Source organism: Cytobacillus dafuensis (assembly GCF_007995155.1).
Classification (GTDB): Bacteria; Bacillota; Bacilli; order Bacillales; family Cytobacillaceae; genus Cytobacillus; species Cytobacillus dafuensis.
This window is the reverse complement of record NZ_CP042593.1, coordinates 1,165,475-1,178,445: the sequence shown is the minus strand read 5'-3', so window position 1 is coordinate 1,178,445 and position 12,971 is coordinate 1,165,475. Positions and strand designations below refer to the sequence as shown.

General features: G+C 38.0%; 12 protein-coding genes and 1 pseudogene. 4 read left to right on the top strand and 9 right to left on the bottom strand.

Translation table 11 applies throughout. The annotated features are described in order from the left end of the window. Positions 1–30: 30 nt before the first annotated feature. On the bottom strand, positions 31–732 hold the full coding sequence (locus FSZ17_RS05780) for a hypothetical protein (RefSeq protein ID WP_057775307.1): 702 nt from the start codon (positions 730–732) through the stop codon (positions 31–33). Between the two features lie 12 nt (positions 733–744). Further along, on the bottom strand, positions 745–1,854 hold the full coding sequence (locus tag FSZ17_RS05775) for a mandelate racemase/muconate lactonizing enzyme family protein (RefSeq protein ID WP_057775309.1): 1,110 nt from the start codon (positions 1,852–1,854) through the stop codon (positions 745–747). Between the two features lie 95 nt (positions 1,855–1,949). On the opposite strand from FSZ17_RS05775, the gene FSZ17_RS05770 reads away from it, so the two are divergent. Further along, the gene (locus FSZ17_RS05770; protein WP_057775311.1) at positions 1,950–3,209 is read left to right on the top strand and encodes a helix-turn-helix domain-containing protein; all 1,260 of its coding nucleotides are present in this window, start codon (positions 1,950–1,952) and stop codon (positions 3,207–3,209) included. 116 nt (positions 3,210–3,325) lie between these two features. Here the strand turns inward: FSZ17_RS05770 and nhaC are convergent, their stop codons facing one another. Further along, the gene (gene nhaC / locus FSZ17_RS05765) at positions 3,326–4,747 is read right to left on the bottom strand and encodes a Na+/H+ antiporter NhaC (protein ID WP_057775312.1); all 1,422 of its coding nucleotides are present in this window, start codon (positions 4,745–4,747) and stop codon (positions 3,326–3,328) included. 258 nt (positions 4,748–5,005) lie between these two features. On the opposite strand from nhaC, the gene yfkAB reads away from it, so the two are divergent. Continuing rightward, entirely contained in the window at positions 5,006–6,130 is a 1,125-nt protein-coding gene (yfkAB, locus tag FSZ17_RS05760) for a radical SAM/CxCxxxxC motif protein YfkAB (RefSeq protein ID WP_082625350.1), read from the top strand. Between the two features lie 29 nt (positions 6,131–6,159). Here yfkAB and FSZ17_RS05755 read toward each other — a convergent pair whose 3' ends face one another. From FSZ17_RS05755 to FSZ17_RS05735, 5 genes are all read right to left on the bottom strand, one after another. After that, on the bottom strand, positions 6,160–6,978 hold the full coding sequence (locus FSZ17_RS05755) for a YfkD famly protein (RefSeq protein ID WP_057775314.1): 819 nt from the start codon (positions 6,976–6,978) through the stop codon (positions 6,160–6,162). Positions 6,979–7,542: 564 nt separating this feature from the next. Continuing rightward, entirely contained in the window at positions 7,543–8,334 is a 792-nt protein-coding gene (locus tag FSZ17_RS05750; protein ID WP_082625356.1) for a DUF817 domain-containing protein, read from the bottom strand. 87 nt (positions 8,335–8,421) lie between these two features. Then, the gene (locus FSZ17_RS05745) at positions 8,422–8,643 is read right to left on the bottom strand and encodes a helix-turn-helix domain-containing protein (RefSeq protein ID WP_057775318.1); all 222 of its coding nucleotides are present in this window, start codon (positions 8,641–8,643) and stop codon (positions 8,422–8,424) included. 10 nt (positions 8,644–8,653) lie between these two features. Beyond that, positions 8,654–9,136, bottom strand: a complete 483-nt coding sequence (locus FSZ17_RS05740; RefSeq protein WP_057775320.1) for a DUF2975 domain-containing protein — start codon at positions 9,134–9,136, stop codon at positions 8,654–8,656. 314 nt (positions 9,137–9,450) lie between these two features. Then, a complete protein-coding gene (locus FSZ17_RS05735; protein ID WP_057775322.1) occupies positions 9,451–9,996 on the bottom strand; it encodes a Chromate resistance protein ChrB in 546 nt (181 codons plus the stop codon). Positions 9,997–10,116: 120 nt separating this feature from the next. Here FSZ17_RS05735 and FSZ17_RS05730 point away from each other — a divergent pair, with 120 nt between their 5' ends. Together FSZ17_RS05730 and FSZ17_RS05725 are read left to right on the top strand one after the other, a co-directional pair. After that, on the top strand, positions 10,117–10,419 hold the full coding sequence (locus FSZ17_RS05730; protein ID WP_082625351.1) for a YkvA family protein: 303 nt from the start codon (positions 10,117–10,119) through the stop codon (positions 10,417–10,419). Between the two features lie 324 nt (positions 10,420–10,743). After that, on the top strand, positions 10,744–12,549 hold the full coding sequence (locus FSZ17_RS05725) for a transglycosylase domain-containing protein (RefSeq protein ID WP_057775325.1): 1,806 nt from the start codon (positions 10,744–10,746) through the stop codon (positions 12,547–12,549). Positions 12,550–12,622: 73 nt separating this feature from the next. On the opposite strand, the pseudogene FSZ17_RS05720 reads toward FSZ17_RS05725, so the two are convergent. Then, positions 12,623–12,886 (bottom strand): annotated as a pseudogene (locus FSZ17_RS05720) (oxalate decarboxylase); the annotation flags it as partial. Between the last annotated feature and the right edge of the window lie 85 nt (positions 12,887–12,971).

The window sequence follows — 12,971 nt, the reverse complement described above, 5'->3', positions numbered from 1 at the left end:
TCTGTTATTATTTCCTTAAGTAAGCCGATCTTATTTGACGTATTCGACCAAAAGCTCTCCTTCTCGCTCCACCATTTGAATCCCTAGCCAACCCAGTGCAAGCTGCGATCGTTGAGCTGTAATTTCCTTCATGGGAATGAAGATACTATCACCCCATCCTTGCTCTCCCGATTCTTCCAAATCCTTCACAAAAATATAACGCATACTACCACCGTATTTTTCCTTCAATGCAGCAATTCGCATCCCTTGTGAAAATTTATCCTTCAAGCTGGGAATATTAAAGGGCGCAACCGTACAGCAAACATATCGATAGCTGTGACTCTGCTGTCCTAACTCTTTCATAATTAGCGATGCAAGAATTTTCTGCAGCTGATTCCCGCGATAAGCAGGCAGCACATTCGATAATTCCTGATAGATCACCTTTTTCAGCTCTGATTCAGGCAATCCAATATCTATCCCTAAATGTTCACTGTCAATAATAGGCTCTAACAGCGCCCGAAAAGCAATAAGCTCTTCCTCAACGAAAGCACCAATCATCAGCCCATTCCCCTCAAGAATGAATTGAAACTCTTCTTCTGTTAATGGCTGAAGTATATTTTTTTCATTAAGATGGGAGACAACTTGTTCTTGTACAAGTAAAATCTCTGGCAAATGATCCATCGTTAATAGTTGAACTGTATAGGGAAAGGCCTGACCATCTTTTATTAGCGTTCCTTCATAAATAGGATTCATTCCTTTCCCTCCTTAACGAACTATATCCTGATGTATTGTTAATTCTCCCAATACTTTTTCATTCATCTCTATACCTAATCCCGGCTTATCCGTTAAGTGGATAAATGGAACATCATAATGTAGATTACCTACATCCTTCGAAAATTTCAAAGGACCAGTCAGCTCTACACTTGTGATGATTTTCTTGGAAAAAGCAACATGAAATCCTGCTGCCGATCCAATAGATGATTCGACCATCGAGCCAATCTGACATTCAATTCCAGCAAGTTCTGCTTGATGAGCCAGCTTCACTGCTGGAAGAATCCCTCCACATTTCATTAATTTAATATTTACTTTATGTGCTGCACGTTTCTGGATGATCTCAAGCATTTCTCTCTGACCTCTTAATCCTTCGTCAATCATTAGAGGGATCATCGTCTTTGACTTGATTTCCACCATCCCATCTATATCATCTGCAACGACCGGCTGTTCAACCCAATCAAGATCACAATCCTGCAATTGCTTTAACGCTACAAGTGCTGTTGCACTGTTATTCCAGCCTTGATTGACATCCACACGAATGGCGATATCTTCTCCTACACATTCGCGAACAGCTTGTATGCGCTCAACATCTTTACTTACATTCGTTCCCACTTTCATTTTAAAAGATTTATACCCTTCCTCGACCATAAACGCAGCTTCAGCAGCCATCTGGTCAGGCTCGGCAATACTTAACACATGTGTAATCGGAAATTCGTCGTGATAACGTCCGCCAATAAGCTGGTAGACTGGCTGCTGCAGCTTTTTCCCCATAATGTCAAAACAAGCGATATCGATAGCCGCTTTTGCAGTCGGAGCCCCATAAATGGTTTTATTCATCAGGTCATGAATCTTCTCAATTTCTAATGGATTTTGCCCGATCAAAACAGGGGCTAAAGTGCTTTTAAGAATGTGGTACACACCTTCCAATGATTCGCCTGTTACATGCTCATCCGCTACTCCTTCACCATACCCAATAATTCCTTCATCCGTTTCGATTTTCACGATAATGGATGGCATATAATCGTATGTATGATAGCTAACGACAAAAGGAACATGGAGTGGCAAATGAATCGCATAAAGTTCGATTGTAGTAATTTTCATTAAAATAACCCCTTTTCTATTTTATAAAAAATTGATAAACTTGTCGGTAAATAGTCGTTTATTAATCAAAATTGCCCATAACTGGATGTGAATGTATGAATACAAAGATTGCAGTCATTGGCTCAGCAGAATTTATCGATAGTACAAAGTCTGTTGCCGATCAAGTAGCAGATATTGAGTTAGACTTTTATATGTATCAGCAGCCCCAGGAAGCATTAAAGCTATTAAAACAATTAATGCCATGCGATGCTGTGTTTCTATCCGGTGCACTGCCCTATTATTTCTCCAAAGATTATCACGAACAGCTGCGGATTCCTGTTTTCTATTTAGTTCAGGATGAAATGACCATTGCCTCTTCTTTATTGGCTGCATTATACCATAAAAAGATCTTACTTGAGCGAATTTCCATTGATTTATTCGACGCAGCCATTGTCTCGAATGTATTAACCGCTGTTGATATCGAAGCCACTCCGATGCATGTCATGGATTATGAGCATTTTTTACGGAAAGATCTTTATGATTTTAATCAGCTTGTTTCCTTTCATCAGTCACTTTGGGAAAAAGGTGAAATTGACTTAGCGATAACAAGTGTACATGCCGTTTATAATCAATTGCACCATCTAGGGATACCAGTCATGAGAATGGCGGACCCGAAAACAGCTCTTATTCGAGGGCTGGAAAATGCTAAAGAAAAAGCTGAATATAAGAAAAGCAAAGCATCTCAAGCTGCAGTTGGCTATATTTCAATCCATTCAGTCCATCAAAGAAAAAAATTGGAATCCTTTGCCCATGCTATTCATGCTACTGTCCAAGAAATAAATGATTCCTTGTTCGCATTATACTGTACGCGCGGAGACATTGAGGCTTTAAACTCAGATGTTCTCCAACAATTATTTACTGAAACAGAGGAAACAGCTGTTGGTTTTGGTTATGGTGTTTCCATCAAGGACGCCAATAAAAATGCCATGATTGCCCTAAGCTTCGCAGAGAAAGATCAAGAAAAAGATTGCTGCTATATTTTAACAGAAAGCAAGGAGTTACTAGGACCTTTCCCTCATAAGAAAATGCAGCAAAAACTAGTGAACACCCATCCTGATTTATACCTTATCGCCCAAAAGGCAAAATTAAGTCCTGCCAACCTATCAAAAATGATTGAATTTGCCAAAAACGAACAAATGCATCACTTTACCTCTGCAGACTTGGCAGATTATCTGCAGGTCACAAGGCGCTCCGCAGAAAGAATGATAAAAAAGCTTTCTGACCATGGATATATTCAGATTATCGGCGAGGAAATGACTTATCAGCAAGGACGGCCTCGCGCTTTATATAAACTTAATATCCCGATTTACTTTTAGAAAACGAAGCATTCTCCTGTATAGGCGTATGCTTCGTTTTTCTTTTGAGATCTTATTAGCTAAGAAAAAGGAAAGCTCAAGCGCACATGAACTTTCCTTTTCCTTTTATTTAGATATCATCCCTTCAGGATCAATTCATCCTTTTTCTGAAGTGCGATCTTCTCAGATTCGGTTAGTTTAACAATTGTAAAACCAGTCATAGCAAAAATGATTGAGATTACGGGAACGATAAAGTTTAATATTGCGTAAGGCGCATAATCAAATGCATTAACGCCAAGTGTACCCAAAATAAAGACACCACATGTATTCCATGGAACAAACACAGACGTTAATGTTCCCCCATCCTCAAGGGCACGAGAAAGATTTTTGGAATGAAGTCCTTTCTCACGATAGGCCTTAGCATACATCCTGGACGGAATAACAATCGAGATGTATTGCTCCGAACAGGATGCATTTGTTGCAAAGCATGATAAAACAGTTGAAGCGACAAGAGCTCCTGTTGACTTGGCAAGCTTTAGAATTTGTTTCACAATTGCTTCAAGCATGCCTGTGTTTTCTAGAATTCCTCCAAAGGTCATGGCGACAATCGTCATTGAAACGGTATACATCATGGAATCTAATCCGCCACGATTAAAGAGTTCATCAACCATTACATTTCCTGTTTTAATAACAAAACCGCTTTGCAGTGATGCAACCGCATCGGAAATAGATCCACCTTGAATGAAGATTTGTGATAAAAACCCTAATAAAATACCAACAATTAAAGCTGGAATCGCCGGAACTTTTTTAGCTACCAGAACGATAACAAGAACCGGAATAATTAATAGAAAAGGAGATATTACAAAGCTATCTTGAAGAACTTGAATGGTTTGTTCAATGTTCGCTGTATCCATTGCTCCATTTTTAAATTTCATCCCCATAATCGCATAGGCAATTAATGCAATTACAAGACCGGGAATTGTGGTAAAAAGCATATGACGGATATGTACAAATAAATCTGTATCTGTTAATCCTGCCGCTAAATTCGTTGTATCAGATAGGGGTGACATTTTGTCTCCAAAATAAGATCCAGAAATAATGGCTCCTGCAATCATTGGAGCAGGAATCCCCATACTCAGTCCAATGCCCATGCCTGCAACACCAATGGTTCCCATTGTTGACCAGGAGCTTCCGATCGCAAGTGATACAATCGCACAAATCACCGTGATGGAAACGAGGAAAAGCGAAGGGGTAATGATTTTCAATCCATAATAAATCATTGTGGCAACAATTCCACCGCCAATCCAAGCACCAATGGTCATCCCAACCAGCATAATGATAATTACTGCCGGAAGTGCCAGACGAATCCCCTTATACATGGCATCTTCAATTTCATTCCATTTATATCCACAGCGCCAAGCAACAAGTGAAGCAGTAGCTGTTCCCACTATTAGCGGAATATGTGGTCCTTGCTCAAGCACAACCACCGTAATCACCATCGTGACAATCATGACAAAAAGTGGAATGATTGCTACTATAAATGGCATCTCCTTCTTCATCGCTAACTCCCCCTTGAAATTTCACCCTAAAAATGTAATTTTTAGACTATTTGTAATTGTCGTTAAATGGTCGTTAATAGGCTTATAATAAACCTTCTTTGGCTTTGCGTCAATTTGTTTTTTTGATGATTTAAAGTGAACAAAAACAATACGTTTAAATAATACGTATTAAATCTGTGTTTTTAGGCATGAACGGTTGACAGAAGTTCATTTTAGATGAATAATTTTTCAAGGGATTTAATTTAAAAGGAGAAAACGATGATTTCTAAACATTTACAAATAAAACCTGAACGTGATCCGTGGGAAGCCTATCTTGATATGGACGAATATGGAAAGCTAACATTATCCAATATAGAATTTACTACAACCGTTTTATGCAATATGCGCTGTGAACATTGTGCTGTTGGATATACTCTTCAGCCAAAAGACCCGAATGCTCTTCCTGTTGAGCTAATGCTCAAAAGATTAGATGAGATTCCTCATTTAAGAGCACTAAGCATCACTGGTGGAGAACCAATGCTATCCACTAAATCAGTGGAAGAATATGTCGTGCCATTGCTTCGATATGCCCATAATCGAGGAGTCAAAACCCAAATCAATTCAAATTTAACACTCGAATTAGCCCGTTATGAAGCCATTATCCCTTATTTAGATGTTCTGCATATTTCACACAATTGGGGGACGGAAGAAGAATTTATTGAAGGCGGCTTTGCGATGATGGATCGTAAGCCAACGATCGAACAGAGACAAAAGCTGTTTAGACGCATTATTGAAAACAGTCGGGAGTTAGTGAATGCTGGCGTAATCGTTTCAGCTGAAACGATGCTGAATAAGCGGACCTTTCCCTATCTTGAAAAAATCCATAAGCAAATTGTAGAAGAAATGAAATGCCAGCGTCATGAAGTTCATCCAATGTATCCTTCAGATTTTGCTTCCAACTTAGAAACACTTTCATTAGATGAAATTCGATCAGCGATTCATCACCTATTAGATATACGTGATGAAAATACCTGGATGTTATTTGGAACTCTGCCTTATTACGCATGCAGTTCAAATGAGAAAGACTTGGAGCTTTTGAAACGATTATATTCTACAAAAAATGTAACGGTTCGTAACGACCCTGATGGACGTTCACGCTTAAATATTAATATTTTCACCGGGGATGTGATTGTGACTGATTTCGGTGACACACCACCTCTCGGAAATATTCAAAACGACATGCTCACAGACATTTTTGATAAATGGATGGGAACAAGCCTTGCGCAATCATTAAATTGCCATTGTCCGAATATTCGCTGCCTCGGCCCTAATGTTCTTGTGAAAAATAGCTATTATAACGATACCGACTTTCTTACGATGAAATCTAAAATAACCAGCTGTTAATTTTAACAGCTGGTTATTTTGTGTTTTACCTACCTTGGTCTCTCTGATGCTAAAAACCCAAATGATACATGATCCTGAATCGGGATCCATGCTCCCACTCCTTGGGATGTTACATTTTTAATGATAATCATTTTCTTATTGCCTTTTAACATTAAATACACTTCCCCATAAGTGACTTTTCCTTTTTCATTCACGGCAGGAGCATAGCCATATAGATAACCTAATCGCTTAGGAGGAATATTGTATTTATGATCCTTTTTTGTCCCTGCCCCGATAATCGTTTCGAATGCAAGAGGAAGACCCGATTTTTCCATTGCTTTTAATAGCATCATTTCTTTAACATCCTCTGTATTTGGAACTTTTGCAGTTAATCCCCCTCTTACGATTTTCTGAGCTTCTTGAACATAATGAATTTGATAAGGCATATTCGCGCCTCGATTATCATGATAATTTGTATTAATTTTTTGGTATTCCCAGTTTGGTGATGTTTCCGCTGATTCATAATTTAATGGCCATTGACCAAGGTAAATGATGGCGCGATACCCAATTGCAAACGGAGTGCTATTTACCGTTGTTTCATTTAATAATCGAATTAAATCTGGATTTTCAATCTTTACTTTCGCTGAATCAATGAGACTTTGTGCAAGCTCACTAGGCTGAAGAGTTGGCATATCCTGAGCCGGATTTGGATATGTGTTCTCTTTTGTGATTTTCAAAACAGAGTTTGGCACAGCAATCATTTTCTGTGTTTGCTCTGCTTTTTTCTCCTCTTTTTCTGCCCATATTTGCTGTTGAAATGAAAACATGGCTATTAGACCTAATAAGATAATGTACATGTATTTTTTCATGATGCGAACTCCTTTCAACTCACTATTCTTTTAGGTTTGCTTATAGTTTTTTCGGAGATTAGGTTTATTATCCATTTGAGAAAAAATATTTCTTTCTACAATAAATGAATTAAATATTTGTAATCATTTTGTAAAAATCAGAATATTTACAAATATCTAAAATCAATATATAATAAACCTACCTTTAAGAAAAAGGAGGGCCGTAAAGTCAATTCGCTTATCAAAAAGGAGGATGAATTTTTTATTGCATAGTAGTCATCATTCCCATATAGGTTTCATGGTCAAGTAACAACGTAAAGGTTGGTGATCAATGCCTTAAAGCGAGTAGATTTACATTCCTTTTTATTAGAAATTTTGTACGCTAGAAGAACTTCAACCTAAAGAAAACTCGCCGATTGGCGAGCCTTGGAAAGGCGAAGACAAAGGCGTAGTTGCACTTACACTTAATTCCTAAAATTAGAAACTGCGTCGAATCATCTTCTGCGCTGGCAGTTTATACTTACTTAATGTGTAAAAAAAGTCGAATTCCTTACTATGCTAAGGATTCGACTTTTTTTAAAACAGTTATAAAAATTGACTAGCATCTATCCTAGTAGGACTTTTTCCCTTAACCTGCTTTAACGTCGCTACTATAAGAAAGCTAACAATCACTAATAAGAGCCATGAACTCACCTTTCCTAAATGAACGAGGCTCCATGCATCGGCTTGGTTTGGATATTCCCAAGCTCCAAAGAACGTTGCAATATTTTCGGCTATCCATATAAAAAATCCGATGAGCACAAAAGAAAGTGCGAGTGGCATACGGTAACGAGTTCCATCAACCTCATATGTGACCCATGATTGCCAAAAGACGATAATGACAAGTCCAGATAACCACCAACGAACGTCAATCCAAAAATGGTGGGTGAAGAAATTCAAATAAATCGCAGCTGCAAGAGGTACAACGACCAAAAACGGTGGCCACTTAATCAGTTCAACCTTCAACCTCCTCCATGCCTGGCAAAGATAACTCGCTACACTTGCATACATGAATCCGCTATACAAAGGCACTCCAAAAATTTTGAAATATCCTTCCTCTGGATAAGACCATGAGCCCATGTTTACTTTGAAAAGTTCAAGAGCAAGGCCAATAAGGTGGAACAGTGTAATCACCTTTAATTCATCCCGTGTTTCAAGCCCAGAGCGCACCATCCACCACTGCATCAGCAGGCAGATGATGAGCATCCAGTCATAGCGTGGAAGGAAGGGAAGTGGCATAAATTTTGTAAAAGCCAATGAGGCAAAAATAACGACAGGAAACAAACATGATAGGGCCTGCTCCCAGCCAAAACGAACGAGCTGTTTTAGTGCCCTCATGGAATTGTGCCTCCAACTTTGAATGGTTAAATTCATGAGTAGCCCCCCTTTTCTAAATTTGATTCATTGAAAAAATGGAAAAAGTTATTAATCCTGAGTGTCTTCATCACTTCGGTATTCTAAAATATCTCCAGGTTGACATTCTAAAGCCTTACAAATCGCCTCTAAAGTTGATAATCGAATCGCTTTTGCCTTTCCATTTTTCAATATAGAAAGGTTAGCCATTGTGATTCCAACCCTCTCCGAAAGCTCTGTTACGCTCATTTTCCTTTTAGCCAGCATCACATCAATATTGATTATAATTGCCATATTATTCACCTCAGACCGTTAAATCATTTTCTGATTTTATATCAATCGCTTCTTGTAAAAGTTTTTGGAGAACAGCCGCAAAGACTGCGATAACCATCGAAGCAAAAGGAACAACCAATCCGATAAAGATAACACCTGGGGCGTCTTCTTTATCCGCAAAAAGATAGAAGAGCGGCAAGACTAGCACATGCAAAATACTGATTGTGATGGCACATTGTTTGATTTTCTTTAAAGCATTTACAGAAATTTGCGAGAAAGCTTTATTTTTATCAATATAGCGTAAAAGTTTGAAAGCCTGATACAAAGCAAAGTAAAAAGGGATCGCCGATGCATAAAAAACGATGGAAACGGGATATTTTATATAAGCTAACTCTGGTAGCAATTTTTCTGTAATATTCACTATCTCAGGTACCAAAAAGATGCACATTGCAAGAATCGGAATTCCAATAAGAATAACAGCTATCTTTAAAAAGAGCGTTGACACTTGTTTCATAAAAGCACCCCACACATTTATTGTTAATTTGAATTTAGCATATTATTTATCGTTTTACAATAAATTTTTATTTATTTTTATGATATTTTTATTGATATGAACTGTTATTTTAGACAAAAATAAAAAGCATTCCTCATTACAAAGAAATGCTTTATACAATTTAAACTATTCAATTTATAAAATGTTCAAATAACTTGCTAAAATAGAGTCTCATGTAAAGAATGGAGAAACAGAGAAATTATTTATGTGACGCTAGCAATAGTCCTTTCCAGTAATAAAAGCCTTGAGCTGTTGGTATAAAATAGATATTCGTGTCATTCCTCTAGAATCCCTTCATGCTTGTAAACATGATTAGTAAACCGTTCAAAAGCAATATTGCACTCCTCAAATAAAGCTACGGACATATCTTGTAATTCACATAAAAAATAATCCCTGCTCTTAATTAAAAGGAGCCATTTTTTTAATCTCCGCAATTCCACCTCATTTTCTTCAATCTCACTAAATGAAAAGTTAGCTTTTTTGCTTTCATTTTCTATTTCATCCAGGAATTTATTTGCTTCCTGAATGAATTCGGTGTATTCAATCATGCGCTCTTTATTGAATTCAGATAAAATCAATGGCTCAGATTGCGCTGAAAGTTTTTCTATTTTTAAAAAAGTCGTCTCTCCTCCATTTTCAGCAATAAGCAACTCCAATTTTTTTAATTTCTTCATTAATTCATCCCGGTATGGAAATATGCAAACTGATTGCTGGATGTAATGTACACCTAGTGTTTTCAAATTCCTCCACACCCTCACCCTAACAGAGGAAGGTTCAGCCGGTATTTTGTAAGAGAAAATAATCCAATGTAGCTCAGGCATGTGTTTTACCCCCTAAAGAAATTTTTTTTATTTTACCACAAAATAATAAATGTAACAGTTGTTGCATCTCGCAATAACATAAGATACAATTTATTTGAATTCAAACTTAGGGTGATTTACATGAAAGAAACTTTGTTAAAAATAAAAAAAAAGGCAAAGCATATAAAGAAAGAAGTTTTTGTGCTGGTCGAAGCCAATAAACATCCAAAAGTACCTTTGTATGTCAAACTCCTGTCAATTCTGATTGTTGCATATACATTCAGCCCTATCGATTTGATTCCTGATTTTATACCAGTTCTAGGCTATCTTGATGATATTATTCTTGTCCCCTTGGCTATTAATCTCGTCCTTAAATTAATTCCGGATGATGTACTGGAAGAATGCCGGGAAATTGTAAGAAGATCAGAAAAGGTAAAAAAGTAAAACTGGACAGCTGGAATCATCATTATACTGATATGGATTGCTGCACTATATTGGATTGCTTCATTTTTTTTGAATAAATAAAGATTTAAATTATAAATAGAAAACTGGATTACAGAGACAATAAATAATGATGGTTATGTGGGTATTCCTCTATTCATGGCTTTGGAGGATATTTTTTCATTTCATTAGAAGTCTTTTGGCGGATTCATGACGACAACCGAAGAATTAAGCATAGTCAGTTTCATTTTCGTTTCCACATTGTTGTTTTTTCGGATGGCAATTCGTTTTTCAAGAAAAAAGAAAGATTAAAAAAAGAGGCGCATCATGATTAACAGAAGAAATCAACTAATTTTGTGTTGTTTTTTTATCCTACTCGTCTTAACAAGTTGTTCACCCACGGAGTATGTAAATGATGTAAAGGTAGATCTCAGTAAACTTGATGTATACAGTAATACTGTGATTTATGATAAAAACGGTGAAAAGATCCAAGAACTCCATAATAAAGAACACCCGGAAGTCGTATTCCTGAAAGATCTACCGGAATATCTGAAAATGGCTTTCGTGGTCACAGAAGATAAACGTTTTTTTGAACATAAGGGAGTAGATCCAAAGGGGATCCTGCGGGCATTATACAAAAACATTGAATCAGGGAGTCGCACTGAGGGTGCAAGCACCATCACCCAACAGCTTGCAAGAAACGTTTACCTTTCAAACGAAAAGACAATCGAAAGGAAAACAAAAGAGATGGTAATCGCAGCAGAAATTGAAAGGAAATACACAAAGGAACAAATATTGGAGATGTACTTGAATCATATATACTTCGGCAGTGGAGCATATGGGATTCAGGCAGCAGCACAAGAGTATTTCGGGAAGGACGCAAAAGATTTAAATATAGCGGAATCAGCTTTATTGGCTGGGCTGCCAAAAGCACCGAGCAAATATTCTCCGCGCAGTAATATGGATCTTGCCAAAGAAAGAAGAGCAACCGTCCTTTCACTAATGAGAAAGAACAACATAATCACAGAGGTGGAAGAAAAAGAAGCCAACAAGGAGGAAATCAAACTTCCGCCTAAAACAACTCAAGAATATAGTGCCTATCAGTCCTACATTGATTACGCCTTGAAAGAGGCTACTTCGGAATACGGTGTGACATTGGAAGATTTATATAGGGGCGGTTATAAAATTTATACAAACCTCGATACCTCCATTCACCAAGCCATGAACCAGGCTGTTGAAAATTACCGTTTTACGGAAGATGAACCGGATCAGCAAGTCGAGGTCGGCATGACTGCAATTGATCCAAACAGCGGTGCAATCTTAGCCATGTATGGGGGAAGAAACTATGTGTACCAAGATTTCAATCATGCGACAGCAAAATACCAGCCAGGTTCAACGATTAAGCCGCTTGCTGTATATGCACCCGCATTAGAAACGAATGAATGGGAACCCGATTCTTTACTTAAAGATGAGCCGATGAATTTCGGAAACTACTCACCGGAAAATGCAGAGCACCGCTATTATGGTGATGTATCAATGGAGGAAGCGGTTGGACGTTCCTTGAATGTGCCTGCTGTTTACCTACTACAGCAAATTGGTATTAATAAGGGATATGACTTCGTAGAAAACGCGGGTATCGAGTTGGATCCTAATGACCGAAACCTTTCGCTAGCATTAGGTGGTTTAACATATGGTGCATCCACTTTAGACATGGCACAGGCCTATTCCGCTTTTGCAAATGGAGGAAAGATAACAAAGGCTCATGCAATTAAGGAAATAGTTGATTCGCATGGAAAAGTATTGCCATCGCCAGCAATAGAAACAAAAATCATCATGAGCGAAGAAACCGCCAGTGAGATGACAAAAATGCTGCAAGGTGTCATATCAAAACCTTACGGGACTGGAAGGCTTGCGGATATAGGTACACCTCTGGCAGGGAAAACAGGCACCACAGAAGCCAATCTTGAAGGAATTAATGGCAATAAAGATGCTTGGTTTGTCGGATACACGCCAAATTTAGTCCTATCTATCCATAGCGGTTTTGATAAAACAGACCGAAACCATTACCTTACAGGCGGCGGAGGAAAGACGCCTGCTGAATTGTTTAAATATGTAATGATGTATGGAATTTAAAAAATTTGACCTTAAAGTAGAACTGGGGAGGAAATAATTCTTCCCCACGTCAACTTCAAAAAATTCATTTGTCAGCAAGGGTGGTGGCTATAGGAAGTTCCCTCACCGTGATCTCACAGGACCATCTCCTGTGATCTAATTTCATAGAAGTATCTGAAAATGAGAATTTCAAGTTAGGGAGCAAGCCTGCATCCGTAATAGGCGGGACGAACATATTCGGATTTTGTAGATCCCGCATAATATTACGCTGTCCGGAATCAATCCCTCCAGCTCCATCACTTCGGATTGGTTGAGGCACATTCCCACCAGTAAGGACATTGGTTCTTCTTACCATCATTTGCTCCTCTTTAATGGGATTATTAAAAGAAAATTATTCATCATAGTGTAAGACTTGGGCTTCAAATGGTTACTGTGCCTATTTA

What these genes read in the sequence shown, in the direction of transcription:
- FSZ17_RS05780 (WP_057775307.1), bottom strand. Translation starts at nt 732, where the DNA reads ATGAATCCTATTTATGAAGGAACGCTAATAAAAGATGGTCAGGCCTTT.
- FSZ17_RS05775 (WP_057775309.1), bottom strand. Translation starts at nt 1,854, where the DNA reads ATGAAAATTACTACAATCGAACTTTATGCGATTCATTTGCCACTCCAT.
- FSZ17_RS05770 (WP_057775311.1), top strand. Translation starts at nt 1,950, where the DNA reads ATGAATACAAAGATTGCAGTCATTGGCTCAGCAGAATTTATCGATAGT.
- nhaC (WP_057775312.1), bottom strand. Translation starts at nt 4,747, where the DNA reads ATGAAGAAGGAGATGCCATTTATAGTAGCAATCATTCCACTTTTTGTC.
- yfkAB (WP_082625350.1), top strand. Translation starts at nt 5,006, where the DNA reads ATGATTTCTAAACATTTACAAATAAAACCTGAACGTGATCCGTGGGAA.
- FSZ17_RS05755 (WP_057775314.1), bottom strand. Translation starts at nt 6,978, where the DNA reads ATGAAAAAATACATGTACATTATCTTATTAGGTCTAATAGCCATGTTT.
- FSZ17_RS05750 (WP_082625356.1), bottom strand. Translation starts at nt 8,334, where the DNA reads ATGAGGGCACTAAAACAGCTCGTTCGTTTTGGCTGGGAGCAGGCCCTA.
- FSZ17_RS05745 (WP_057775318.1), bottom strand. Translation starts at nt 8,643, where the DNA reads ATGGCAATTATAATCAATATTGATGTGATGCTGGCTAAAAGGAAAATG.
- FSZ17_RS05740 (WP_057775320.1), bottom strand. Translation starts at nt 9,136, where the DNA reads ATGAAACAAGTGTCAACGCTCTTTTTAAAGATAGCTGTTATTCTTATT.
- FSZ17_RS05735 (WP_057775322.1), bottom strand. Translation starts at nt 9,996, where the DNA reads ATGCCTGAGCTACATTGGATTATTTTCTCTTACAAAATACCGGCTGAA.
- FSZ17_RS05730 (WP_082625351.1), top strand. Translation starts at nt 10,117, where the DNA reads ATGAAAGAAACTTTGTTAAAAATAAAAAAAAAGGCAAAGCATATAAAG.
- FSZ17_RS05725 (WP_057775325.1), top strand. Translation starts at nt 10,744, where the DNA reads ATGATTAACAGAAGAAATCAACTAATTTTGTGTTGTTTTTTTATCCTA.